Source organism: Bradyrhizobium sp. PMVTL-01, from assembly GCF_051861855.1.
In the GTDB taxonomy this organism is placed as follows: Bacteria; Pseudomonadota; Alphaproteobacteria; order Rhizobiales; family Xanthobacteraceae; genus Bradyrhizobium.
This window is the reverse complement of sequence record NZ_CP193982.1, coordinates 1038640-1064807: the sequence shown is the minus strand read 5'-3', so window position 1 is coordinate 1064807 and position 26168 is coordinate 1038640. Positions and strand designations below refer to the sequence as shown.

Below are 26168 nucleotides of genomic sequence, written 5' to 3'. Positions count from 1 at the left end.
TGCAGCGTCAGGATACGATCTTCGAGGCTTCATAGGGCTTCGGCTCGATGCCGAATGCCGCCAGCATGGAGCCGAACGCGACCAGCGCAGGATGCATGGCGACCACCGCCTTCGACGTCGCCAGCAGACGCGCCGCACGCAGCAGCGACAGCGGCAGCCGACCGAGCATCTGCGCGAACACCCGCGCCCGCGCCGCCACGCCCTGCGCGGCCTTGTACTGCACCCGATAATTGATCGCGCCGATTCGCAAGGCCCGTTTGGCGATCCAACTGAGTCTGGTGCGGTTCTGCGGCACGCTCTCGGTGATCACCGCCTCCGCCGTCCAATGAAACAGCATGCCGGCGTCGCGGCACCGCACGAAGAAATCGCAATCGCCGCCGCCGAGGAAGTTGAAGCGCAGATCGAACGCGGGCTTCTCGAATCGCTCGAACGCGGCGCGGGTGATCAGGCAATTGCCGCAGCCATAGATCAGCGGCACCGCGCCGCTGTAATCATAGGCCGGGCAGAAGGCGGGATGACGCGCGAGCCACGGCTTGCTGTCGTCGGCGAAGACCGGCAGCACCGGGCCGCCGACGATGTCGGCGCCGGTCGCCTCCGCGGTGCGGACCATCAGCTCGAGCCAGTCGCTCGACGCGATCTCGTCGTCGTCGATCATCAGGAAGCGGGTCGCGGCGGGAAACAGCGCCTGCGCCGTTTCGAACGCGGCGTTGATCGCCTGGCAATTGCCCTGCCGCTGCTCGACGAGGCAGATGCCCTGGAGCCTGCCGTCGGCAAGATACTCCGCAGCGACCGGCGCGCTCTCGCGCTTTGCAGCGTCGTTCTCGACCATGACGACGGCAAAGGAACGCGGGGTACGCTGGCTCACGAGCGAGTCCAGCGTCAGCCGCAGATGCTGCGGGCGGCGGAAGCAGGGGATGCAGACGACGATGCCGACCGACAGGTCGATGACGCGGGAGCTCGCGACGATTTCCCGGTTGGGATCGCGCACGGCATCCGATATCCGGCTGGCAGACAGGTCTGTCGGGATCAGCGTCATGACGTTCTAGATGTCCGAGATTTATTGAAAAAGCCCTGCGTCAACCGCGGTCCGCGTTGTTCTGTGACGGCACATCACCGCGGGACAGATGCGTCCCAAATGAGCGGCCGGCCTGGAAGCATTAGGACGGCAGCAGTTGCAGATCAGCTCGCATACATGCACTTAACCGCTTTCGGGCGTTTCTTCCGCAAATCCTCGCGAGCATGATAGTGCAATTCGCAGTCCACTACGCCGCGAGCGGGCCAACTTGGAGGATGCTGTAGTTAACGACGATGCGCATTAACCCGTCCGTAAGCACCGCGACCGGTGAACCGGGGCGGCATCGGATTTGCTCTTCGGGCATGCGAGCGTTTTCCTGTAAATTTGAATAGAAACAAGCGCGGTCAGAAATATGAACAAGCCTGCCACGATCGATTTCGCGACAGCCACGGCGATCGACGCGCCCGCGACCACCGCACACGCCCAGGCGCTGCATGATCTGGTCCCCGGCGAAGCCCGCGACAGCCTGTTCGCCGTTCACGACGTGCTGCGTCGCGAGCTGCCACAGGGCCGGCTCGCCGTCTATGAAGCCGGCGGCGGCTCGTGCAGCGTTCTGCCGCCGGAATTGCTGAGCCGCAGCAAGGTCACCGTCGTCGACATCGACGAGGACCAGGTCCGCAACAACACATACGCGGACGAGGCCATCCTCGGCGACGTGCAGACCTACAGCTTTGCAAGCCAAACCTTCGATCTCGTGATCTGCTACAACGTGATAGAGCATCTGCCCCATGTCGACGCCGCACTCCTGAACTTCCGCGATTCGCTCAAGCGCGGCGGGATGATCCTGGTCGGCGCGCCCAATCCGCGCTCGCTGTCCGGCGTCGTCACCAAATATTCGCCGCACTGGTTCCACGTCTGGTTCTACCGGCACATCCGCGGCATCAAGGACGCCGGCCTGCCCGGCGAGCCGCCGTTCCCCACCTTCTTCCATCCGCTGGTGACGCTGCCGCGACTGGAAGCGTTCGCAGCCGCCAATGGGCTCGAGATGATCTACCGCCGAGAGGTCGAGAGTCCGCGTTATCCCGAGATGCGCCGGCGCAAGCCGCTGTTCGCGGCGCTCGTCGATGCCAGCGCCGCCGTGCTCAACGCCGTGCTCCCGCGCGGGACCGACGTCCGCCGCGGTGATTATCACGTCATCCTGCGGAAAACCTGACGACCATGCGCGCGCAGTCCGTTGCGGCAAGAGCGGAGCCTCGCGGCCTCGTTGCGCGCGGTAACGAACCGTTAATCTCTGAGGGACCTCGGCGTCACTGCGACTCGCCAGGTGGCGGCATGCGCTTAAACGCTTTGTTTGCCATTTCGGTGAATAGTCCCTCAATGAGTATGGTTAATTTTCCCTGTTGCGTTGATTGGGCACCTATATCCCGGGTGCGTGGCGTAAAGCGAAGAGTAGCCCCTCAGCCCGCGGCCGTTGGAATGAAAGCTGGGGACCATGCTGGACTATAACCAGCCGATCGATCGGGCCCGACCGGAGGCTCCGCAACAGAAGCCTCAGGCCGGCTACAGTGCGCTGGAGCTGGTCGACCTGCTTTGGCGGCGGAAGATCGCAATTGCGGCCGCTGCCCTGCTCGGCGCGATGCTCGCGGTCACGGTCGGCAAAAGCCTGACGCCGCGCTACACCGCCACCGCCCAGCTCTATGTCGACCCGCGCGAACTCCAGCTCGTCGATCGCGAGCTCACGCCTCGCGCGCAGGACGTCACCGGCATGTCCATGGTGGTGGAGAGCCAGGCGCGCCTGATCACCTCCAACAGCGTGCTGCTCCAGGTGATCCAGCAGGCGGGTCTCGACAAGGATCCCGAATTCGGCGGCGGCGACGGCAGGAGCCTGACGTCGTCGCTGCTCGGCCTGATCGGCCTTCAGCCCCGCGCGCCCTCCGCCGCCGAGACGAAGGAAGTTCAGCTCGCGGCGCTCGACGCGCTGAATCGGCACATCACCATCCGCAAGACCGAGAAGAGCTTCATCGTCGACATCGAGGTCTGGTCGACCGATCCGGCAAAGGCGGCGATGCTCGCCAACACGCTGACCAACGCCTACCTCGCGGAGTCCCGCAACTCGCAGGCCTCGGCCGCACGCCGCGCGACCAGCGACCTCTCCAGCCGGCTAAAGGAGCTGCGCGAGCGGCTGCGCAATGCCGAGACCGCGCTTGCGACCTACAAGGCGCAGAACAATTTCGTCGGCACCCAGGACGCATTGATCAGCGACCAGCAGCTCTCCGCGAGCAACCAGCGGCTGTCCGCCGCGCGCGCCGCGACGATGGATGCGCAGGCCCGGCTCGACCAGATCGAGACGAGCCGGCGCACGGCGGCGGATGCCGGCGCAATTCCCGAAGCGCTGCAATCGCCGACCATCGCCAACCTGCGCGCCCAATATGCCGAGGCCCGCAAGAAATATGCGGAGCAGGCCGGCGAGCTCGGCCCGCGCCATCCGGCGCTGCGCCAGACCGAGAAGCAGGTCGAGGATCTCAAGCGCACCATCGGCGAGGAGATCGACCGCTTCGCCCAGTCGGCCAAGAATGATTTGACGCGGGCGCGGGATTACGAGGCCTCGCTGAACCGGGCGCTGGAAGCGCAGAAGCGGCAGAGTGTGCAGCTCAGCCAGGCCGCCGTGCGCCTGCGCGAGCTCGAGCGCGAGGCCGATGCCAGTCGCGATGTCTATCAATCCTTCCTCAAGCGCTCGCGCGAAACCGAGGAGCAGGAGAGCCTGAACACCTCGGCCGCCCGCGTCATCGGTGAGGCCACGGTGCCGCAGCGGCGTTCGTTCCCGCCGGCCATGAGCCTGTTCGCCATCATCGGCTTCGTCTTCGGCGCCATCGCTGCATCGGGCTGGTTCGCCGCGGCCGAGCTGCAGTTCGCCGGCGCGCCAGCACCTGCACCCGCTCGCCGTGAGCGTACACCGGCGCCGCAAGCTCCAGAGCCGCCGCGGGCCAGCGAGATTGCGCAGCCGCAGCAGGCTGCGCGAGCTCCGGAGGTCGCGCAGGCTCCGCCGGAAGTTGCCGCACCACCGCTGCAACCTTCAATGATCGAAAGACCCCTGATCGAAAAGCCGCTGATCGCGCGCCTCCAGGAAGCCGACGTCATCCATACGCTCGGTGCCATTCTCGCCACCGGCGGCGGCGTCGACCTGACGCGGCTGGGCTGGCCGACGCTGCGTCCCGGCTTCCCCCTGACGAGCCTGCTCAACGCCTGGCGCGACATGCGCGCGGCGGTGGCCCGGCGCTCCGGCGGCAAGGCGCTGCCGGTGATCGCGTTGCTCGGTCCCGGCGAGACCACCGGACGCAGCGTGACCGCGCTGAATTTCGCGCTCGCAGCCGCGCGCGACGGCACCCGCGTGCTGATGATCGACGCCGACCATCTGGCGCATTCGCTCTCGAACAAGGTCAACCGTAACGGCAAAAGCGAGCCGAGCAGGCTCGGCTGGCTCTCGAACGGCAGCAAGACCGCGCGCGAGATCAAGACGGTGAACGGCATCTCGGTGCTGCCCGCCGCCGAAGCCGATGCCGGCAAGGCAGCCGAAGCCATCCGCAAGGCGATCGCGCAGGCGCGCTCCGCCGGCGGCTACGACCTCGTGGTGCTCGACGGTCCCGTGACGCCGCTCGCGGCCGGCGGCCGCAAGCTGCTGGACGGGGTCGATGGGCTGGTGGCGGTGCTGCCGACCAGCATGGACATCAACGATGGCCTGGAAGAGATCCTGAGCACGCTCGGCCGCGCCGAGAGCAAGCTCGTCGGCGTCGTGCTCGACGAGCTCACCCCCGCAACCCAAGCGCGCCAGCGAGGCAGACAATATGCTTGAGCGCCGCGTCAATCTGGAGGGACGGGCCGCAACCGCCGACGTGCCGCGGATCACCGTCGGCGGCCTTCGCATGGCCGCGCTCGACCTGGAAGCCACCGCCGATTTCATGATCGAGGCGACCGATCCGCAGCGTCGTATCGGGCGTCCGCTGTACCTGACCTCGGCCAACGGCGAGGTCCTGGCGCGCTGCTCGACCGAGCCGCAGACCGAACGCCTGTTCCGCATCGCCGATCTGATCAACGCCGATGGCCAGCCGCTGGTGGCGGCCTCGAAACTGCAATCCTGGTTCCCGCTGCCCGAGCGTGTCGCGACCACCGACCTCTTCCATGTCGTCGCGCACAAGGCCGAAGCGGTCGGCCGCACCTTCTACATGTTCGGCGCCAGCGAGGCGGAGAACGCCGCCGCGGTCGCGAACGTCCGCAATCTGTATCCCAACTTGAAGATCATCGGGCGCAGCCACGGCTATTTGCGCGGGGAAGCTCTGCGCGCGAAGGTCGAGGAGATCAACGCACTCGCACCCGATTATCTCTGGGTCGCGCTAGGCGTGCCCAGCGAGCAGGCATTCGTCGAGGAGTTCACGCCGCTGCTCACCAATGTTGGCGTTATCAAGACATCCGGCGGGCTATTCAACTTTTTGTCGGGAAGCCGGTCCCGCGCGCCGCAATGGATGCAGAAATTCGGACTCGAATGGGCCTGGCGCACATGGCTCGAGCCACGCCGCCTGTTCTGGCGCTATTTGACCACCAACCCCCGCGCGCTCTATCTTCTCTTCAGCCGCAAACGGCCCTTCAATCGCTGAGAGAAGAGTAGCATACGACATGACCGATCGACCGACTGTCCTCGTCACAGGAGGCGCAGGCTATATTGGCTCGCATGCCTGCCGCGCACTGATCGCCGCCGGCTATCAGCCCGTCGTTTATGACAATCTCTCGACAGGTCACCGCAACTTCGTCGCCGGCCCGCTCGTGACCGGCGATCTGCTCGATGGCGCGGCGCTGGCGCGCGCCTTCGCCGAACACAAGGTCACCGCCGTGATGCACTTCGCGGCCGCCAGCCTCGTCGGCGAATCCATGACCGACCCGCAGAAATATTACGTCAACAACGTGCAGGGCACCTTGTCGCTGTTGCAGGCGATGCGCAACGCCGGCTGCCATCGCATCGTGTTCTCCTCGACCGGCGCCGTCTACGGCAATGCCGATTCCAAGGAGCTGCCGGAAGATTTCCCCTGCGCGCCGATCAACCCCTACGGCGCATCGAAGTGGATGATCGAGCGCATGCTCGCCGATTATCGCGCAGCCTACGACTTCGGTGCCTTCTGCCTGCGCTATTTCAATGCCAGCGGCGCCGATCCCGCCGGCGGCATCGGCGAGTTGCGCGACAACGAGACCCATCTCATTCCGCGCGCCATGATGGCGCTGCAGGGCCATGCCGAGTTCGCCGTGTTCGGCGACGATTACGACACGCCCGACGGCACCGCGATCCGCGACTACATCCATGTCACGGACCTTGCCGCCGCGCATGTCGCCGCGCTGAAGCTGCTGGAAACGGGACATGCCGGCGGCAGCTTCAACCTCGGCACCGGCGCGGGCTTCTCGGTGCGCCAGATCCTCGAGGCCATCAGGCAGGAGACCGGGAGCGAGGTGCCGCACACGGTCAAGCCGCGCCGGGCCGGCGACCCCACCTACCTGGTCGCCGATCCCTCCGCTGCGCGAAAGGTTCTGAACTTCGTGCCGCGTCACTCCGATCTGCCGACGGTGATCCGCACCGCCTGGGCGTGGCACCAGAAGGCCCATCCGCTCAGGGCTCGTTAAGCAACCGTGACATCCGTACCTTGCCTGCCGTGCCTCCAAGCGGCTAAAATGCACATTCGTCGCCGCCGTTGGCGTATCGCGACGGCCGCATTTTTGGGCATCACCGACGACGAGGTCGGGATGCATGGCTCCCGCCGGTTGCGCGAGCCGATTTTTCCTGATGTCAGGACCACAGTTGAATCTGCGTCACGGCCCGCCATCAGGCGCGGATTCGAAGGAGTTTCGATTCAATGCATCAGGCTGCACGCCTGGAGTTCGAGCGGGTGATGGATGAGTTCGTTCGCTGGCACGTCGTGCCCGAGGACGAGCGCTCGCCCGCGCCTGCCTGGTGGTGGGGGCCCGCCATGGCGGTGGTCGACGATCAGGAGCCGATGAGCAGCGCATGGTGTGCCGAGCTCGGACTGAACGAGGGCACGAGCTTCGCCGACGGCGCGCGCACGATTCTGGCGCTGTTCGTCGAGCAGACGTCGCTGACAGGACCCCAGGATTTCCCGAGCATCGCCGAGGGCGCGGATCACGACGTCCGTGAGCTGCACCCGCAGCCGTCAGACGACAGCGCCTTTCAGCCGTAGCGCCGCAGCCGCGGTGGCGACCGGATCCGGCTCGGGCTGGAGCGGCGGCGCAACAGGCAGGGCCATCGGCCGCAGCAGCTCGGCCATCTGCTTCGCCGGCAGCGGCTTGGAGATCAGAAAGCCCTGCATCTCGTCGCAGCCGTGGCTGCGCAGGAACGCCTCCTGCTCGGCGTTCTCGACGCCTTCGGCGACGACCGTCATGCCGAGCGCCTTGCCCATGCTGATGATCGCCTGCGCGATCGCCTGGTCCTCCGAATCCTGCGGCAGGTCGCGCACGAAGGAACGATCGATCTTGATGGTGTCGATCGGGAAGTGCTTCATCAGCGACATCGACGAATAGCCGGTGCCGAAATCGTCGATGGCAAGGCGGATGCCGCGGCTCTGGATCGCGTCGAGCACCTTGAGCGCGCGTCCGACATTGCGCATCATCATGCTTTCGGTGACCTCGAGCTGGAGCAGAACCGGCGACATGCCGGAGGCCGCCAGGGCCTCGTCGACGTCCTGCAGCAAATGCTCGTCGGCGAACTGCCGGGGCGACAGGTTGACCGCCATCGACAGCGGCAACAGGCCACGGCGCTGCCAGGCCATCGCCTGCGCGCAGGCCTCCCTCAGGACCCAGCGGCCGATCGGCACGATCAGGCCGGTTTCCTCGGCGAGCGGGATGAACTGAGCCGGGGAGATGCTGCCGAGATCAGGATGTGTCCAGCGCAGCAGCGCTTCCACGCCGGTGATCTGGCCGGTCTCCATGTCCACCTTGGGCTGGTAGTTCAGCGAGAACTGCTCCCGCTCCAGCGCCCGGCGCAGCGCGCTCTCCAGCGACAGCCGCTCGATCGACTGCGTCGTCACTTCCTTGGAGAAGAAGCGGTAGCCGTTCTTGCCGTCTTCCTTGGCGAGATACATCGCCATGTCGGCGTTCTTGGTCAGAGTCTGCGCGTCGGAGCCGTTGGCCGGGTACATCGCGATGCCGATCGACGCCGTGGTATGGCACTCGTGACCGGCGAGCTCCATGGGTTCGGCCAGAGCCGTGAGCAGCCCGGTTGCGATGCGCTGGACGTCGCCGATCTCGCCGCACTGGTCGAGGATGACCACGAATTCGTCGCCGCCGAGCCGCGCCACCACGTCGCTGGCCCGCAACGCGCTGCGCAAGCGGTTCGCCACTTCGAGCAGCAGCAGGTCGCCGGCCTCGTGGCCGAGTGAATCGTTGATGACCTTGAAGCGGTCGAGATCGATGAACAGCACCGCAAAGCGGTGATCGTGACGCTGCGCGGTGTCGATCGCCGCGCGCAGCAGCTCGTTGAAGGTCTCGCGGTTCGGCAGGTCGGTCAGGCTGTCGTGCGAGGCGAGATACTCGATCCGCTCGTCCGCCTGGTTCTTCTCGTCGGCCCGATCGAAATTCTCCATCGCGAAGGAGACGTTGTCGGCCAGGCGCTGCAACAGCTCGACGAACTCTTCCGTGAAGGCGCCGGGCTCGGTCGACATGTAGAGCATGACGCCGACGGCACGGTCATGCACGATGAGCGGGAACGCCGCGCCCGACCGCGCGCCGTCACCGCGCACGATGGGATGGAAGACACGGACGCGATCGTCGTTGAGGTAGTCGTTGCTGATGCAGGGCTGGCGCGTGCGGAACGCCGTGCCGCTCATGCCGCGCCCCTCGGGACGCTCGGGGTCGATGGAAAGACGGAGGTTGCGCGTGGTGTTCGCGGACGGTCCGGCCGCCGCCACGATGTCGAGCTGGTCGCTGCCTTCAACCGCCAGGGCGATCGTCGTCGAGGTGAATTTCGCGCCGTTCGAGGCGGCGAGGCAGACGAGGTCGAACAGCTCGGCGCGCGACTTGGCCCGCATGATCGCCTCGTTGGTGGCGCTCAACGCGGCGAACATGCGCGTCAGGCGTTCCTTCTGCGCCTCGGTGCGGGTCTTCTCCTCGGCACGGTCGAAATTGTCGAGCGCGAACGAGACGTTCTCGGCAAGCCGCCCCAGCAGTTGAATGAGATCCTGCGTGAACGCGCCCTCGTCCGGCGAGAGGAACAGCAACACGCCGACAGCCTCGCCACCGTTGCTGAGCAAGGGGAAGCAGGCGCCTGATTTCGTGCCCTGCATGCGCGCGATCTGGTGCCAGTGCGCGGTGCGGATGTCGTTGAGAAACTCGTTGGCGACGCAGGGCGCCCGCGTACGGAAGGACGTGCCGGTGAGCCCCCGTCCCTCCGGATCATCGGCCGAGGTCGAGTAGCGCCATTCCTTCATCTGGTAGCAGCTCTCGCCCTTGCTCATGGCGATGTCGAGATAGTGCCCCGTCGCATCCACCATGGCGATGGTCGCCGAGGAGAAGGTGCCACCGAGCACCGCGGCCTCGCAGACCACCTCGAACAATTCGGCGCGGGTCTTCACCCGCATGATCGCCTCGTTGGTCGCGCTCAGCGCCTCGAGCATGCCCCTGAGACGATTACGCTGCATTTCGGCCTTGGCCTTCGCCTCGGCACGGTCGAAATTCTGCAGCGCAAAAGAGACGTTGGCCTGGAGCTTGCGGAGCAGCTCGACGAGTTCGGGCGTGAAGGCGGCACGCTCAGGGGAGTTGAACAGGAATACGCCCTCGACCCGGTCGCCGTTGAACAGCGGCAGCGCCGCGGAGGACGCGATCCCCTTGCGGCGGGCGCTGTCCTGCCAAGGCGCGATCCGGTCGTCGGCGAGCAGGTCGTTGCTGACGGCGGGCTGGCGCGTGCGGAACGCGGTGCCGGTCAGCCCGCGTCCTTCCGCCACCTGCTCCGAGGTCGAGAACTTGAAGGTACGAACCAGGTCGGCATTCGGTCCGTAACTGGCGATCACGCGCAGCAGCTCGGCGCGCTGGTCGACCAGCGCGATGCTGGCCGAGGTGAACTTGGCGCCTTTGGCCGTCGCCTCGCAGACGAGGTCGAACAGCTCGGATCGCGACCGCGCGTGCAGGATCGCCTCGTTGGTGGCGCTGAGCGCCGCATACATGCGCGCCAGGCGCTCTTCTTCCGCCGCGATCCTGGCCTTCTCGGCCTCGCGGTCGAAATTCTCGATTGCGAACGAGACGTTCTCGGCCATGCGCAGCAGCAGCGCGACGATCTCCTCGTCCTTGGCCCAGGAGCGGCTGATGAAGAACAGGAGCACGCCGACGCTTTGGCCATGCTTGATCAGCGGCGCGACCACGCAGGCGGCCGCGCCGGTGTTGACGTTGGCCTGCTCCCACGGCGAGCCCCTGGTCCGGCTGGCGAGATCGTCCTCGACGATGGCTTTCTGCGTCCGGAACACCTCGCCGGAGATGCCCTTGCCGTAGGGATTGTCCGGGTCGACCGAATAGCGCGCCTGGGTGACGAGCTCGAGGTTCTGCCCGGTGGCCGCGACCGGCTTCATCCAGTGCGAGTCCGGCTCGCGCAGCAGCACGATGGTCGCCAGCGACTTGCCGCTATGCACGGAAGCGTCGCAGACGAGCTGGTAGAGCTCCAGCTCGTTCTTGGCCCGAAGGATCGCTTCATTGGTGGCGCTGATGGCGCCGAACATGCGGTTGAGCCGTCGTGTCGCCCGTTCGCTGGCCTGACGCGCGGTCTCGCGCGCGAAATTCTCCAGCGCGTAGGAGATGTTGGCCGACATGCGCTCGAACAGCGACACCATCTGCTCGTTCAGCGAGTTGGGCTCGCTCCGCGTCACGTAAAGCACGCCGACGCTGTTGCCGTTGCAAAGCAGCGGCAACGCCGCCGCCGCACCGATATGCGCCTTGGTGGCCCCCTCGCGCCATGCCAGCGAGCGCGGATCGTTCAGATAGTCGTTGCTGATGCACAGCTTCCGATCGCGAAATGCCTCGCCGCCGACCCCCGATCCTTCCGGCGTGCCGGCCTCGGTCGTGATAACGAGCGAGCGCAGCCGCTGGGTATCGTCGCCGCAGCCGGCCGCAAAGTGCAGCCGCCGGCCATCGGGGCCCACCAGGAAGACGGCCACGGCCAAAAAGTCCCCGCTCGAAAAGCCGGCGTCGCAGACCTTCTGGTACAGCTCGTCCGGCGATCTCGCATAGAGGATCGCTTCATTGATGGCGCTCAGCGCCGCAAAGGTGCGCGCGAGTGTCGTCGACACGTCTCAGCTCCCGGGCATTCCTGCCCATTTCTCTCGGTGCCTGTATGAGCTGCGATCGCCTAAGCGGTGGTTATTCCGCCGCGCGAACCGCCGATCAAAGTGAACGAGCTGCGAACGAGCGGCGCCAAACTCCCGAAAATACCGCAGCGCGGTGCGAATCTTCGACCAAGGCGTGTTCCGTTTACGAATTTGCAGCCCTGTGTTGGTTTACGGGACGTTGATATCGCTCCCGCGCTTTGAGACGATGGCGCCCAACAAGCAGCCTGCTAAGGGCATCAAGCCGGGGAAACGCCATGCCGCTCGTCAAGGCCGACCGCCTCACGCGCATCAGCGCCGCCCTGCTCCAGGCGGCCGGAGCTTCCGAGGAAGAGGCCGACGCCGTCGCGACCGGCTGCGTCAACGCCAATCTCGCCGGCCATGACTCCCACGGCGTGATCGCGATTCCCACCTATATCGACCGCATCAAGGCCGGCCACATCGTGCCCGGCGCGAAATGGACCATCGTTCAGGAATCCCCGACCACGACCGTGATCGACGGCCATTGGGGCTTTGGCTTCCACGTCAATGCCAAAGCGATGGCGCTGACGATCGAGAAGGCGAGGACCGCCAACGTCGCCGCCTGCACCGTGTTCCGGCAGAGCCATGTCGGCCGCCTGGCCGCCTATCCCCTGATGGCGATGCGCGAAGGCATGATCGGGATCGCGACGGCCGACTCCGGCCGCTCGCCGAAACACGTGGCCCCGTTCGGCGGCAAGGAGGCGCGGCTCGGCACCAACCCGGTCTCGATCGCGGTGCCGTCCGACCTCGAGGCCCCGTTCTACCTGGACATGGCGACCTCGGCGGTCGCGGCCGGCAAGATCCAGCTCGCGGTCGCGCGAGGCGAGGAAATTCCCACCGGCTGGATCATCGATGCCGAGGGACGGCACACCACCGATCCCACCCAATATCGCAAGGGCGGCGCGCTGCTGCCGCTCGGCGGCACCGAGGGCTACAAGGGCAGCGGCCTCGCCGCCATGGTCGAGGTGCTGTGCGGCCTGCTCACCGGCCTCGGCTTCGGTGTCGAACCGACGGGGCGGCACAATGACGGCTGCTTCATGGCCGTCTTCAACGTCGCCGCGTTCCGTCCGCTGCAGGAGTTCAAGCGCGAGGTCGCCGACTTCGCCCGCTATCTGAAATCGACCCCACCGTCGGAGGGCAGCGCGGGCGTCTACTATCCCGGCGAGATCGAGGGCGTGCGCGAGCAGCAGCGCCTGCGCAACGGCATCGAGATCGAGGATGCGACCTGGGACAAGCTGCGCACGCTGGCGCGCGAGTACCGGCTCGATACGGTCCTTGGCCTCGCCTGACGCTATCAGGAGAACAGCAGCATGAATCGGCAGATGGTACTGGTCGGCTTCCTCCAGGCGCAAAACTGCACCAACCTGCCGAGCTCGTGGCGGCATCCGGATTCGCGCTCGGACTCGATGTCGGCGGATTACTATCAGGAGATCGCAAAAATCCTCGAAGCCGGCAAATTCCACATGGCGTTCTTCGACGATCGCCTGGCGATGCCGGACCGCTACGGCAACGACCACGCCCATACCGTCGAATACGGCATCCGCTGCGTGAAGATGGACCCGCTGATCGTGCTGACCACGATGGGCATGGTCACCGAGAGGCTCGGCCTGGGCGCAACCTGCTCGACCACCTATTACGAGCCGTTCGACGTCGCCCGCCGTTTCGCGACGCTCGACTTGATGTCGGGCGGGCGCGCGGGGTGGAACGTCGTGACGTCGCTGAACGACGGCGAGGCGCTCAACATGGGGCGCGATTCTCATCCCGAACATGATTCCCGCTACGACCGCGCCGATGAGTTCATGGAGGTCGTGCTCGGCCATTGGGACACCTGGGAGGACGGCGCGCTGATCATGGACAAGAAAAGCGGCCGCTTTGCCGATCCCACCAAGGTGAAGCGGCTCGATCACACGGGGCCGGCCTTCAAGTCCCGCGGGCCGTTCACCGTGCCGCGCTCGCAACAGGGCCATCCCGTGATCATCCAGGCCGGTGCCTCCGGCCGCGGCCAGCGCTTTGCCGGGCGCTGGGGCGAGGTGATCTTCACCGCCGCGCGCAACCTCGCCGCGGCCAAGGAAGGTTATGCGGCCGTGCGCAACGAGGCTGCGAAAGCCGGCCGCGATCCCGACCAGATGTTTCTCTGCAACCTGACGACGCCGGTCTGCGCCGCGACCAGGGCTGAAGCCGAAGACAAGATGGCGCTGATCGACAAGCTGCCGCTCGAGATCGACGCGCTGTCGCTGCTCGCCGAGGCCCTCAATTACGACTTCGCATCCAAGGATCTGGACGAGCCGCTGACGACGGAAGAATTGATGAGCATGCAGGGTATCCTGGGCATCCGCGACGGCGTGCTGAAGAATTCGGGCAAAAGCAATCCGAGCGCGCGCGACTTCGTCACCTTCTCCGGCCGCGGCCAGGTGCATGACGCCATGGTCGGCGGTCCCAGGGAGATCGCCGACAAACTCGAAGAAATGTTCGTCGAGCGCGGCTGTGACGGCTTCGTCATCGCCGCGACCTACGTGCCCGGCTCCTACGCCGATTTCGTCCAGCACGTCGTGCCGGAATTGCAGCGGCGCGGACTGTTCCAGAAGGACTATCGCGGCAAGACGCTGCGGGAAAATCTCGGGCTCAAGCGACCGGCAGCCGGCGCCTGGAAGCTGCAGCCGCGCGATGCCGCGGAATAACGGGAGGATCCAACATGCGCTGGCTGAAATTCACCACCGCGGGTGAGACCTCCTGGGGGATCATCGAGGGCGATCAGGTCATCGCGGTCGATGGCGATCCGCTCGGTGAATGGCAGCGCAGCTCGCGCACGCATCCGCTTGGCGAGGTCAAGATCGAGCTGCCGCTGATCCCGCGCACCTTCTATTGCGTCGGCCTGAATTATCTGAAGCACCTGAAGGAAGCCGCCGACAAGCGCGGCGAGGTGCCGGCCGTGCCCGACCGCCCAGAGATCGGCTATCGCGCGCAGAACGCGCTGATCGCGCATGACGAGGACGTCGTGATCCCGTCCTTTGCGACGGACAAGATCCACTACGAAGGCGAGCTCGTCGTCGTCATCGGCAAGAAGGTGAAGCATCTCACCAAAGACAACGCGATGGATTGCGTGTTCGGCTACACCATCGGCAACGACGTCAGCGAACGCAGCTGGCAGAAGGCCGACCGGAGCCTGTGGCGTTCGAAGAACGCCGACACCTTCAAGCCGATGGGGCCGTGGATCGAGACCGAGGCCAATCTTGCCAGGATGGAGACCGTCGTTCGGGTCAACGGCAAGGAGACCAACCGCTTCTACACCAACGACATGATCTTCGGCGTGGTGCCGTTCCTGGTTGAGCTGACCAAGTATTTCACGCTATGGCCCGGCGACGTGATCTGGATGGGCACCGACGGCGCCTCGCCCGACATCAAGCATGGTGATATCGTGGAGATCGAGATCACGGGCGTTGGCACATTGCGCAACAGGTTTGTGCGGGAGGCGCGGTGATCCTCCTCCTGAGGAGCGCGTTTTCGCGCGTCTCGAAGGATGAAGGCCCGGCTGGTGGCCTCGCCCTTCGGGACGCCGCGCAAGCGCGGCTCCTCAGAATGAGGGGATGGAGTTGCGCACGCCGCGATACGAAGGTGCCGTAGGGCGGGCAAAGCGATTTGTCCGCCGTAGCTCGAAGAGCGAAGGCGGAAAGTGTGTCCACCACCACATGCGCCCCGTATGAATGCGGTGCGCCCACAACGTCATTGCGAGCGCAGCGAAGCAATCCAGACTGCCTCTGCGGAAAGACTCTGGATTGCTTCGCTGCGCTCGCAATGACGGGGGAGCGTCACCCTATTCACAAGTTCTATCTCGGTTGCGGAAAGATCGCAGGCACGGCGCTGCGCGCCTTTGCCTCTAGAGCGGTTCACGGATTTATTGAATCGGAAGGGATTCCGGGTCTGGGACGAACATGATTCAAGATGCTGGCTGGGCTGGAGGCCAGCATCCGATGGTCCGACCAATTTCCAACGATTTGCGTAAGCGTGCGGTATCCGCTGTTGCCAAAGGTGAGAGCTGCCGATCTGTGGCGGAACGGTTTGGCGTTGCTGTCTCGTCAGTTGTGAAGTGGTCACAGCGTTATCGAACGACCGGCTCGGTAGCGCCTGGCAAGATGGGTGGTCACCGCAAGCCTGTGCTTGATCCGCACCGCGCCTTCATCGTCGAGCGGATCACTCAGACGCCGCACCTGACGCTGCATGGTCTGAAGGCGGAACTGGCAGCCCGTGGGGTCAAGGTCTCACACAATGCGGTCTGGCTGTTCCTGCGCCGGGAAGGGCTGCGGTTCAAAAAAAACACTGTTCGCCCTCGAACAGGCTCGCGCCGACGTCTCTCGTAGGCGCTTGCGTTGGCGAGCCTGGCAGGCCGGGCTCGATCCGGGCCGGCTCGTCTTCATCGATGAGACCTGGATCAAGACCAACATGGCCCCTTTGCGAGGCTGGGGACCCAAAGGGGTGCGCCTGCGCGGCTTCGCTCCGCACGGTCACTGGCGTACCCTCACATTCCTCGGCGCGCTCCGCCATGACCAACTCACGGCACCCTGCGTCTTCGATGGCCCGATCAACGGTGAATGCTTCCGTGGTTACGTAAAGCACATTCTCCTGCCAACCCTGCGTGAAGGCGACATCGTCATTCTCGACAATCTCGGAAGCCATAAGTCGAAAGCCGTCAGGCAAATGATCAAGGCTGCTGGCGCCAGACTCTGGTACCTGCCGCCATACTCGCCCGACCTCAACCCAATCGAACAGGCCTTCTCCAAGATCAAACACTGGATGCGGCAAGCTCAGAAGCGCTCAATCGAGGAGACTTGGCGCCATATCGGTCACCTCGTCCAAGACATCCAGCCTCGCGAATGCGCCAACTACTTCGCCAGCGCCGGTTATGCTTCAATCAAAATGTGAAACGCTCTAAGGCACTTCCCGTGTCTCAAAACGGCAGCGCCACGCTCGTTTTGATCTCCTTCAGCACCACGTTGCTGCGGACATAGCGGATTCCTGGAATGCGGAACATGAACTCGTCGAGGAAGCGGTTGTAGGCTGCCATGTCGTGCACGACGACGCGCAAATGGTAATCGGCATCGCCCGTGGTCGCAAAGCACTCCAGCACCTCGCGGCGCTTGGTCACCCGCGTAACGAACTCGTCCACGAACTTCGCATCGTGCCGCTCCAGCGAGACGTGGAGGATCGCCGACATCGTAAATCCCGCCTGCTCACGCGCGACCAGCGCCGCATAGCCCTGGATGACGCCGCTCTCCTCCAGCGCCCGCACCCGGCGCCAGCAGGCCGAGGTGGACATGCCGACCTCGTGGGCAAGTTGCTGGTTGGTGGCGCGACCATCCTTCTGAAGATGAGCGAGTATTCGCGTGTCCTGCTCTTCGATCATTGAAGCCTCCCGAACCGGATATCTCTACCAAATTTGGCGGCACTGCGCAAAATTCTACCGATCTTGTGATCCTGACGGGATAAATAGGTAAGACCTACCAGCCTCCCAGGCATAACCTTCCATCACAGGGGGATGCCGCGCGAGGCCGCCATGGACGCCATTCCATCACTCGACAGTTACGATCTCTCCGACCGCTACGATCGCGAGGAGGGCCGCGTCTTCCTCACGGGCACGCAGGCCATTGTCCGCATCGCGCTCGACCAGGCGAAGCGCGACCGGGCGAACGGGCTCAACACCGCCGGCTTCATCTCCGGCTATCGCGGCTCGCCCCTCGGCGGCGTCGATCTCGAGCTGTGGCGAATCCAGGAGCGGCTGAAGCGGGACCGCATCGAATTCCTTCCCGCCGTGAACGAGGACCTCGCTGCCACGGCGGTGCTCGGCTCGCAGCAGGTCGAAACGCAAGCCGACCGCGAGGTCGATGGCGTGTTCGGTCTCTGGTACGGCAAGGGCCCGGGCGTCGATCGCTCCGGCGATGCGCTCAAGCACGGCAATGCCTACGGCTCCTCGCCGCACGGCGGCGTGCTGGTGGTTGCCGGCGACGACCACGGCTGCGTGTCGTCATCGATGCCGCACCAGTCCGACGTCGCCTTCATGAGCTGGTTCATGCCGACGCTGCACCCGGCTGACGTCGGCGAATATCTGGCGTTTGGCGAATATGGTTACGCGCTGAGCCGCTTCTCCGGCATGTGGGTCGGCTTCAAGGCGATCTCGGAAATCGTGGAATCTGGCGCATCCGTCGCGCTGCGGCCGCCGCGCGCCTTCCGTACGCCCGACTTCACGCCACCGCCGGGCGGCCTGCATTATCGCTGGCCCGATTTGCCGGGCGCGCAGATCGAGGAGCGCCTGGAGGCGAAGAAGCACGCGGTCTACGCCTTCGCCAAAGCCAACCCGATCGACCGTCACATCTACGACATCCCCGGCGCCACCTACGGCATCGTCACGACCGGCAAGGCGCATCTCGACTTGATGGAAGCGCTGCGGCTGATGGGTCTCGATGAAGCCGCCTGCCGCAGCATCGGCATCGACGTCTACAAGGTCGGCATGGTCTGGCCGCTGGCGCTGCACGACGCCATGGACTTCGTGAAAGGCAAGCGCGAGATCCTCGTCGTCGAGGAGAAGCGCGGCATCATCGAAAGCCAGTTCAAGGAATATTTTTACGACTATCCCGGCAGCAAGCCGGAGCGCATGGTGGGCAAGCACGACGAGCGAGGGGCACGGCTGATCTCCTGGATCGGCGAATTGTCGCCGCGGGCGCTCGCGAGCGTGCTGGCGCGGCGGCTCGATCCGATGTTTCCGGGCCTCAATCTCGCCGCCCGCGCTGCCGCCTTGATGCCGGAGGCTGCGCGCACGATCAACGTCCCGGGCGCGACGCGCACGCCCTATTTCTGCTCGGGATGCCCGCACAACACGTCGACGAAGGTGCCCGAGGGATCGAAGGCGCTGGCCGGCATCGGCTGCCATTTCATGGCGAGCTGGATGGACCGGGAGACCTCGTCGCTGATCCAGATGGGCGGCGAGGGCGTGAACTGGGCTGCTTCATCGCGTTTTACCGGCAAGAAGCACGTCTTTCAGAACCTTGGCGAAGGCACCTATTATCATTCGGGCTCGATGGCGATCCGGCAGGCGATCGCCGCCAAAGCCAACATCACCTACAAAATCCTGTTCAACGACGCCGTCGCGATGACCGGCGGCCAGCCGGTCGACGGTCCGGTCAGCGTCCTCGCCATCGCACACAGCGTTCGCGCCGAAGGCGTTGAGCGCATCGCGCTGGTGTCGGACGATGCCGCGCACTTCAGCCCGGCGGACCTGCCCAGCGGCGTGACCATTCACCCCCGCGAGGACATGGATGCCGTGCAACGCGAGCTGCGTGACGTCTGCGGCGTGTCCGTGCTGATCTACCAGCAGACCTGCGCCACCGAGAAGCGGCGCCGGCGAAAGCGCGGGCAGATGGCCGATCCAAAACGCTTCGCCTATATCAACGACCTCGTCTGCGAGGGCTGCGGCGACTGCTCGGTCGAATCCAACTGCCTCAGCGTCGAGCCGAAGGAGACGCCGTTCGGCCGCAAGCGGCAGATCAACCTGTCGGCCTGCAACAAGGATTTTTCCTGCCTCAACGGCTTCTGCCCCAGCTTTGTCACCGTCGAAGGCGCGACGCGGCGGAAGAAGAGCGCCAGCCAGATCGATGCGGCCGGCCGGGCCGCCACGCTTGCCCTGCCCGCGCCCGCCACACTTGATCGACCCTACGACCTGCTGGTGACGGGCGTTGGCGGCACCGGCGTGATCACGGTCGGCGCGCTGATCGGCATGGCCGCGCATCTGGAACGTCGCGGCGTCTCGGTGCTCGACTTTACCGGCTTCGCGCAGAAATTCGGCCCGGTGCTGAGCTATATCCGCCTGGCCGCGAGTCCTGAAGCGCTGCATCAGGTCCGCATCGACCAGGGCGCGGCCGATGCGCTGATCGGCTGCGACCTCGTCGTCAGCTCTTCGCCAAAAGCGTCCGGCACCTATCGCCGCGGCACGCGCGCCGCCGTCAACACCGCGGAGATGCCGACCGGCGACGTCGTCCGTTTCCGCGACGCCGATCTCGCCTCGCCAGCCCGCCTGCGCGCAATCCAGCAGGTCGTGGGCGACGGCAATCTCGACACCATCAACGCCAACGCGCTGGCCGAAGGGCTGCTCGGCGATGCCGTCTACGCCAACATCATCATGTTGGGCTTTGCCTGGCAGCACGGCCTCATCCCTGTTTCGCTGCCGGCCCTGCTTCGCGCGATCGAACTCAACGGCGTCGCGGTCGATCGGAACAAGCAGGCCTTTGCCTGGGGCCGGATCGCCGCTGCCGATCCGGAGTTCTTGCCGCAGTCGGACGAAGCGCCAAAGGCCGAGACACTCGACCAGCTGATCACAGGGCGTGCCGAGTTCCTCGCGGCCTATCAGAACGAAGCCTATGCCGCGCGCTATCGGACGATCGTCGCAAAGGTCCGCAATGTCGAAGCCGACCTGAACAGCGAGACACTGACCGAGGCCGTCGCCCGCGCGCTGTTCAAGCTGATGGCCTACAAGGACGAGTACGAGGTGGCGCGGCTGCACATGCAAAGCGGCTTTCTCGACGCCTTGAAGCGCGAGTTCGAGGATGGGTTCAGCGTCAAATATCATCTTGCCCCGCCGTTCCTCTCGTCAGGACCCGACGCCCGCGGCCGGCCGCGCAAGCGTGCCTTCGGCCAGTGGATCCAGATACCGCTCGCCATGCTGGCGCGGTTGAAGGTTTTGCGCGCGACGCCGTTCGATCCGTTCGGCTACACCGCCGAACGGCGCGCAGAGCGGGAGCTGATCGCCTGGTATGAAAGCCTGATCGAACGCATGCTCGGCAAGCTCGACGCGGCGCATCTGTCCGATCTCGTCGCGATCGCCAAGGGCCCGATGGAGATCCGCGGCTATGGCCCGGTGAAGGACGCCGCGATCGTGAAGGCGAAGGCCGAGATCGAGCGACTGCTCACCGAACTCGACACGCCATCCCCGGCGAGGATGCGGGCTCGCGGTTAAGGCCGCGCCGCCGGGACGGTGGCCAACGGGACGCCCTCTCGTCATTGCGAGGAGCGCTTGCGACGATGCAATCCAGAATCTTTCCGCGGAGGGGATTCCGGATTGCTTCGCTTCGCTCGCAATGACGTAGAGTTGCCGGCGTCGCTCACGAATAGGGATTGATCAGCTTCTGCTGCTCGGCACTGTGATGCACGAGCATGTCGATGAAGGTCCTGACTTTCGCCGACAGATGGTGGCGGTGCGGATAGACCGCGTTCATGGACAGCTCGACCGTCCGATATTCCGGCAACAGGCGCACGAGGCGGCCGGCTTCGAGGTCGTCCTGGATGAGAAACCCCGCCATCAGGCAGACGGCAGCGCCCCCCAGCGCGACCTTCCGCAGTGCTTCTCCGCTGTTGGTGATGAAGCTGCCGGAAACGCGCACGGACGCCGCCGTACCCTTGCGATCGAGGAAGCGCCATTCATCGCCAAACGGGTAGTTCAGGTGACGACCGCAATTATGCGTGGTGAGTTCGTCGAGTTTCTGCACCCGGCCGTGCTTCTCGATGTAATCGTGGGAACAGCACAGCACGTGACGCCAGGTGGCGAGGCTCCGCACGATCAGGCTCGAATCCGGCGGCGGTGTCATGCGCAGGGCAACGTCATACCCTTCCTCGATGAGATCGACGTCGGCCTCGCCCATGCGCAGATCGATCTTGAGCTCCGGATAGGCCGACAGGAGCTTTGCGACCACCGGCGTCACGAACGGCACCATATGGGTCGCGACGTGAATGCGCAGCGTGCCGCGGGGCACCAACTGCAATTCGCCCGCGATGTCGTCGGCCTGTTCGATGTCGGCGAGGATCTGGACGCAGCGATCGTAATAGGCCTTGCCAATCTCGGTGAGGTTGACCTTGCGCGTGGTGCGGTGAAGCAGCCTCACCCCAAGCCGGTCTTCCAGCGCCTGGACGTGATTGCTCACCATGGTGGTCGACATGTTGAGCTTGCGGGCTGCTGCGGAGAAACCACCGGTCTCGACCACCCGACTGAACACCTCGAGGCCGGTCAATCGATCCATGGCTTCCCCTGCATGAAGAGTACGCCTCAGCAGCAATCGCGCGACAGGGGCGGCAATCGCGCTGGGGCAGTCGCGGCCCTGGCCCGGTAGACATGACGAAGCAGGCGACGACTCAGATTATCCACCTCTAATGGATAATCCTTCCAGAATTTAGCCAATTATCACCGGGGCCTGCAAGACCGATAGTCTCAGCGAGACGACAGGAGACCGCGATGTCCGAGATGCCCCGCACCCAGACCTTCCAGCAAGCAACTGAAATTGCTCGCGATTATACCAGGGCGCCGCCGACTGTCCCGGCCCGCAACAAGGTCCGGCGCGCGGCCCTGGTGCTCGTACTCCTCGCGGGCACGGCAACCATGGTCTACTACGGACACGACTACTGGACCTACGGCCGCTACCTCGAGACAACGGACGACGCCTATGTGAAGGCGGACTCCACGATCATCGCGCCAAAGGTCTCCGGCTACATCGCCAAGGTGCTGGTCGGCGACAACGAGAAGGTCAAGGCTGGCCAGCTCCTCGCCAGGATCGACGACCGCGACTTCAATGCGGCGCTCGACCAGGCGAGAGCCGACGTCGCCGCCGGGGAAGCCTCGGTGCGCAACATCGATGCCCAGCTCGAGCTGCAGCAGCCGGTGATCGAGCAGAGCACCGCCGACGTCGCGGCCACGGACGCCAATCTCAAATTCGCGCAAGAGGAGCGCGCCCGCTACGACGACCTCATGAAGTCGGGCTCCGGCACGATCCAGCGCGCACAGCAGACCGATGCGGCCCTGCGCGCCAGCAACGCGCAATTGCAGCACGCGAAATCGGGCCTCGTGGCCGCGCAGCGCAAGGTCGACGTGCTCACCACCCAGCGCGCCCAGGCCACGGCCCAGCTCGAGCGCGCCCGCGCAGTCGCGCAGCAGGCGGCGCTGAACCTGTCCTATACCGACATCACCGCGCCGGTGGACGGGACGGTCGGCGCCCGCAGCTTGCGCGTCGGCCAATACGTGCAGGCCGGCACGCAATTGATGGCGGTGGTGCCGCTCGATGCGGTCTATGTCGTCGCGAACTTCAAGGAGACGCAGCTGACACATGTGCGGCCGGGCCAGCCGGTCGAGCTGCACGTCGACAGTTTTCGTGATCGCACGCTGCACGGCCACGTCGACAGTCTGTCGCCGGCCAGCGGACTTGAATTCGCACTGCTGCCGCCCGACAATGCCACGGGCAATTTCACCAAGATCGTACAGCGCGTGCCGGTGAAGATCGTGCTCGACGATCACAGCCTCACCGGCCTGCTGCGGCCCGGCATGTCCGCGGTGCCGACCGTCGACACCAAGGCGACGGTGCTGGCCGAGCGCGAGACGGCCAAGCGCCTCGCCGACAACACGACGCGGCCGAACGGCAGCTGAAGGCAGGAAGGCTCCGGCGGGATTGTCAAATCCTGCCGGATGATCCTTCCAAGACTTCCTCGATTATCGATTTCGTCCGCCCAATACATCCTGTCTCCGCAATTGAGACGAGGCTTCCATGAGCACGCTCCAACCCACCCTCAATGCTGCATCCGCCGCCCACATCGCCGCCCCCGTCGCCCCCGCGGCACCGGCCGTTTCGGCAAAAACCTGGATCGCGGTGATCGGTGCAACGCTCGGCGCCTTCATGGCGGTGCTGAACATCCAGATCGTCAACGCCTCGCTCGCCGACATTCAGGGCGCGATCGGCGCCGGCATCGACGACGGCGGCTGGATCTCGACCTCCTATCTGATCGCCGAGATCGTGGTGATCCCGCTGTCCGGCTGGCTGGCGCAGGTGTTCTCGATCCGCATCTATCTGCTCACCAATGCGGTCCTGTTCCTGCTTCTGTCGGCGGCCTGCGCGCTGGCGCAGGATCTGCCCCAGATGATCGTGCTGCGCGCGGTGCAGGGTTTTACCGGCGGCGTGCTGATCCCGATGGCCTTCACGCTGATCATCACGCTGCTGCCGCGCGGCAAGCAGCCGGTCGGCCTTGCGCTGTTCGCGCTGTCGGCGACGTTCGCGCCGGCGATCGGGCCGACCATCGGCGGCTATCTCACCGAGAATTTCGGCTGGCAGTACATCTTCTACGTCAATCTCGTGCCCGGCGCGATCATGGTCGGCATGCTCTGGTACGCGCTCGAGGCCAGGCCGATGAAGCTTTCCCTGCTGCGCGAGGGCGACTGGGCCGGCATCATCACCATGGCGATCGGGCTCTCCGCGCTGCAGACCGTGCTGGAGGAAGGCAACAAGGACGACTGGCTCGGCTCGCCCTTCATCGTCAAGCTCAGCGTGATCGCGGCCGTGGCGCTGACCGCGTTCCTGATCGTCGAGCTCACCGTGAAGAAGCCGCTGCTCAATCTGCGGCTGCTGGTCCGTCGCAATTTCGGCTTCGGCATGCTGGCGAATTTCCTGCTCGGCATCGCGCTGTACGGCTCGGTGTTCATTTTGCCGCAATATCTCGCCCGCATCCAGGGCTACAATGCCGAGCAGATCGGCATGGTGCTGGCCTGGACCGGACTGCCACAACTGGTGCTGATCCCGCTGGTGCCGCGCCTGATGCAGAAGTTCGACGCGCGGATCATCATCGGCATCGGCTTCGTGCTGTTCGCGGCCTCGAACTTCATGAACATCTACATGACCAACGACTACGCCGCCGACCAGCTGCTGTGGCCCAACGTCGTTCGCGCCATCGGCCAGGCGCTGGTGATGGCGCCGTTGTCGGCGCTGGCAACTGCCGGCATCGAGGCGGAGAATGCAGGTTCCGCCTCCGGCCTGTTCAACATGATGCGCAATCTCGGCGGCGCCGTCGGCATCGCGCTGCTGCAGACCGTGCTGACCAAGCGCGAGCAATATCACTCCAACGTGCTGATGCAGTCGGTCTCGGTTTTCGAGGAGGCGACGCGGACGCGGCTGGAACAGCTGACGCAATATTTCGTCAATCACGGCATCCTCGACCGTGCTGACGCCTCGCATCGCGCCTATGTTGCGATCGGCCATATCGTGCAGAAGCAGGCCTATATCTTCGCCTTCAGCGATACCTTCTATCTGCTCGGCATGGCGCTGATCGTCGCCCTCATCGCCGTATTCTTCCTGAAGAAGCCCGGCCAGACTTCAGCTGGCGGAGCTCATTGATCCCAACCGAAGAAGCAAGGAGAACGACCATGAAGCCCCGCATGAACTACTACCAGGCCGCGCCCGATACGATCAAGGCGCTGCTGGCGTTGGAAGAGCAGATCCAGTCGACGGGCCTGGAGAAATCGCTGATCGAGCTGGTCAAGATCCGGGCCTCGCAGATCAACGGCTGCGCCTTCTGCATCAACATGCACACCGAGGACGCCCGCAAGCGCGGCGAGACCGAGCAGCGCATCTACCTGCTCAATGCCTGGCGCGAATCCCCGCTCTATTCCGACCGCGAGCGCGCCGCCCTGGCCTGGACGGAAGCCGTGACGCTGATCTCGGAGACGCACGCGCCGGACGACGTCTACGAACAGGTTCGCGCGCAATTCTCCGACGCCGACACCGTGAACCTGACCATGCTGATCGGCGCCATCAATGCCTGGAACAGGGTCGCGATCGCGTTCCGCGCGGTACATCCGGTGAAGGTGAAGGCCTCGGTGGCGTAGGCTGGCCATATTCGCCAGTCCCTTCGGCAGCAGCCCCTCACGCCGCGATCCGGGTGAGGGGCCAGGCAAGGTGCAGCCGCAACCCAAGTCCGACCGACTGGTAGAGCAGCCTAAACCGCCGTCGCCTTGGCGAACTCCACGTAGATCTCGCGCAGGCGCGTGGCCATCGGGCCCGGCTTGCCGTCGCCGATCTTCTTGCCGTCGACGGCGACCACCGGCTGCACGAAGGACGAGGCCGACGTGATGAACGCCTCCTTGGCGGCAAGCGCCTCGGCGACCGTGAAGGATCGCTCCTCGACGCGGAGCTGGCGCTCTTCGGCCAGTGCGATCACAGCCTTGCGGGTGCAGCCCGGCAGGATCGCGTTGGAGTTCTTGCGGGTGACGATGACGTCGTCCTTGGTGAGGATGAACGCCGAGGACGAGCCGCCTTCGGTGATGTAGCCATCCTGCAGCATCCAGGCTTCGCCGGCACCGGCTTCGGCCGCGGCCTGCTTCGCCAGCACCTGCGCCAGCAGCGCGACGCTCTTGATGTCGCGGCGCTCCCAGCGGATGTCAGGCACCGTGATCACGTTGATGCCGGTCTTTGCGACGGGGACGTTGATGATGTCCTTCTCCGAGGTGAACATCACCAGGCTCGACTTGACGTCACCCTTGGGAAACGGGAAGTCGCGGCCCTTGTCGGCGCCGCGTGTGACCTGGAGGTAGACGAGGCCGTTCTCGACCTTGTTGCGCGCGATCAGCTCCTTCTGCAGCTCGGTGATGCGCTCGATCGTCTCGGGGAGCTTCAGCTTGATCTCGCCGACCGAGCGCTCCAGCCGGGCGAGGTGCGAGGCATTGTCGACCAGCTTGCCGTCCAGCACCGCCGAGACCTCGTAGATGCCGTCGGCGAACAGGAAGCCGCGATCAAGGACCGAGATCTTGGCTTCCGAGAGCGGGACGAATGAGCCGTTGACATAGGCGAGCGGGTCCAAGGCAGGTCTCCTGGGAGGGGAAGGGGAATTTGGGGACCGGTATAGGAGATTTGGCGGGCCCGATAAACCCTCGATCGGTCATTCCGGGGCATTCGCAAAGCGAATGAACCCGGAATCCATCTCACTCG

General features: G+C 65.1%; 18 protein-coding genes. 13 read left to right on the top strand and 5 right to left on the bottom strand.

The window, feature by feature from the left end; translation table 11 throughout:
* Window positions 1-7: 7 nt before the first annotated feature.
* The gene (locus ACRQ5Q_RS04960) at window positions 8-1036 is read right to left on the bottom strand and encodes a glycosyltransferase family 2 protein (protein WP_439371240.1); all 1029 of its coding nucleotides are present in this window, start codon (window positions 1034-1036) and stop codon (window positions 8-10) included.
* 391 nt (window positions 1037-1427) lie between these two features.
* Between ACRQ5Q_RS04960 and ACRQ5Q_RS04955 the strand changes: the two genes are divergently transcribed.
* The 5 genes from ACRQ5Q_RS04955 to ACRQ5Q_RS04935 all read left to right on the top strand — a co-directional run bounded on the left by ACRQ5Q_RS04955 (window position 1428) and on the right by ACRQ5Q_RS04935 (window position 7248).
* A complete protein-coding gene (locus tag ACRQ5Q_RS04955; RefSeq protein WP_439396295.1) occupies window positions 1428-2228 on the top strand; it encodes a class I SAM-dependent methyltransferase in 801 nt (266 codons plus the stop codon).
* Between the two features lie 279 nt (window positions 2229-2507).
* Window positions 2508-4865: an exopolysaccharide transport family protein gene (locus ACRQ5Q_RS04950; RefSeq protein WP_439396293.1), complete on the top strand. Its 2358-nt coding sequence runs from the start codon at window positions 2508-2510 to the stop codon at window positions 4863-4865.
* Window positions 4858-5664: a WecB/TagA/CpsF family glycosyltransferase gene (locus ACRQ5Q_RS04945; protein ID WP_439396291.1), complete on the top strand. Its 807-nt coding sequence runs from the start codon at window positions 4858-4860 to the stop codon at window positions 5662-5664. Before ACRQ5Q_RS04950 ends, ACRQ5Q_RS04945 begins: the two co-directional genes overlap by 8 nt.
* A 19-nt stretch (window positions 5665-5683) precedes the next feature.
* Window positions 5684-6676, top strand: a complete 993-nt coding sequence (galE, locus tag ACRQ5Q_RS04940) for a UDP-glucose 4-epimerase GalE (protein WP_439371244.1) — start codon at window positions 5684-5686, stop codon at window positions 6674-6676.
* 230 nt (window positions 6677-6906) lie between these two features.
* A complete protein-coding gene (locus tag ACRQ5Q_RS04935; protein WP_439371245.1) occupies window positions 6907-7248 on the top strand; it encodes a hypothetical protein in 342 nt (113 codons plus the stop codon).
* On the opposite strand, the gene ACRQ5Q_RS04930 is transcribed toward ACRQ5Q_RS04935, so the two are convergent.
* Window positions 7222-11337, bottom strand: coding sequence for a bifunctional diguanylate cyclase/phosphodiesterase (locus tag ACRQ5Q_RS04930; RefSeq protein WP_439396289.1), 4116 nt, complete (start codon window positions 11335-11337; stop codon window positions 7222-7224). The two genes, ACRQ5Q_RS04935 and ACRQ5Q_RS04930, sit on opposite strands and share 27 nt — an antisense overlap.
* 293 nt (window positions 11338-11630) lie before the next feature.
* Here ACRQ5Q_RS04930 and ACRQ5Q_RS04925 point away from each other — a divergent pair, with 293 nt between their 5' ends.
* The 4 genes from ACRQ5Q_RS04925 (at window position 11631) to ACRQ5Q_RS04910 (ending at window position 16311) form a co-directional block, all read left to right on the top strand.
* Window positions 11631-12683, top strand: a complete 1053-nt coding sequence (locus tag ACRQ5Q_RS04925) for an Ldh family oxidoreductase (RefSeq protein ID WP_439371248.1) — start codon at window positions 11631-11633, stop codon at window positions 12681-12683.
* A gap of 21 nt (window positions 12684-12704) precedes the next feature.
* A complete protein-coding gene (locus ACRQ5Q_RS04920) occupies window positions 12705-14072 on the top strand; it encodes an LLM class flavin-dependent oxidoreductase (protein WP_439396287.1) in 1368 nt (455 codons plus the stop codon).
* Between the two features lie 14 nt (window positions 14073-14086).
* A complete protein-coding gene (locus ACRQ5Q_RS04915; RefSeq protein WP_439371251.1) occupies window positions 14087-14872 on the top strand; it encodes a fumarylacetoacetate hydrolase family protein in 786 nt (261 codons plus the stop codon).
* 490 nt (window positions 14873-15362) lie between these two features.
* Window positions 15363-16311, top strand: a protein-coding gene (locus ACRQ5Q_RS04910; protein ID WP_439396285.1) for an IS630 family transposase whose coding sequence is annotated in 2 segments (ribosomal slippage) — window positions 15363-15698 and window positions 15700-16311 — 948 coding nt in all. Because the reading frame shifts where the segments join, the coding sequence is not laid out codon by codon here.
* Between the two features lie 25 nt (window positions 16312-16336).
* Here the strand turns inward: ACRQ5Q_RS04910 and ACRQ5Q_RS04905 are convergent.
* The gene (locus tag ACRQ5Q_RS04905) at window positions 16337-16792 is read right to left on the bottom strand and encodes an Lrp/AsnC family transcriptional regulator (protein WP_439396283.1); all 456 of its coding nucleotides are present in this window, start codon (window positions 16790-16792) and stop codon (window positions 16337-16339) included.
* Window positions 16793-16942: 150 nt separating this feature from the next.
* Between ACRQ5Q_RS04905 and ACRQ5Q_RS04900 the strand changes: the two genes are divergently transcribed.
* A complete protein-coding gene (locus tag ACRQ5Q_RS04900; RefSeq protein WP_439396282.1) occupies window positions 16943-20392 on the top strand; it encodes an indolepyruvate ferredoxin oxidoreductase family protein in 3450 nt (1149 codons plus the stop codon).
* A 145-nt stretch (window positions 20393-20537) separates the two neighbouring features.
* Here ACRQ5Q_RS04900 and ACRQ5Q_RS04895 read toward each other — a convergent pair whose 3' ends face one another.
* Window positions 20538-21449 (bottom strand): LysR family transcriptional regulator, encoded by a 912-nt coding sequence (locus ACRQ5Q_RS04895; RefSeq protein ID WP_439396280.1) that lies wholly within the window; start codon window positions 21447-21449, stop codon window positions 20538-20540.
* 212 nt (window positions 21450-21661) lie between these two features.
* On the opposite strand from ACRQ5Q_RS04895, the gene ACRQ5Q_RS04890 reads away from it, so the two are divergent.
* The 3 genes from ACRQ5Q_RS04890 to ACRQ5Q_RS04880 all read left to right on the top strand — a co-directional run bounded on the left by ACRQ5Q_RS04890 (window position 21662) and on the right by ACRQ5Q_RS04880 (window position 25069).
* Window positions 21662-22843, top strand: coding sequence for an HlyD family secretion protein (locus ACRQ5Q_RS04890; RefSeq protein ID WP_439396278.1), 1182 nt, complete (start codon window positions 21662-21664; stop codon window positions 22841-22843).
* A gap of 118 nt (window positions 22844-22961) precedes the next feature.
* Window positions 22962-24578 carry an MDR family MFS transporter gene (locus ACRQ5Q_RS04885; protein WP_439371259.1) on the top strand — a complete coding sequence of 539 codons (1617 nt, stop codon included), beginning with the start codon at window positions 22962-22964 and terminating at the stop codon, window positions 24576-24578.
* Window positions 24579-24607: 29 nt separating this feature from the next.
* Window positions 24608-25069 carry a carboxymuconolactone decarboxylase family protein gene (locus tag ACRQ5Q_RS04880; RefSeq protein ID WP_439396277.1) on the top strand — a complete coding sequence of 154 codons (462 nt, stop codon included), beginning with the start codon at window positions 24608-24610 and terminating at the stop codon, window positions 25067-25069.
* Window positions 25070-25179: 110 nt separating this feature from the next.
* Here ACRQ5Q_RS04880 and ACRQ5Q_RS04875 read toward each other — a convergent pair whose 3' ends face one another.
* Window positions 25180-26040 (bottom strand): D-amino-acid transaminase, encoded by an 861-nt coding sequence (locus ACRQ5Q_RS04875; protein ID WP_439396275.1) that lies wholly within the window; start codon window positions 26038-26040, stop codon window positions 25180-25182.
* Between the last annotated feature and the right edge of the window lie 128 nt (window positions 26041-26168).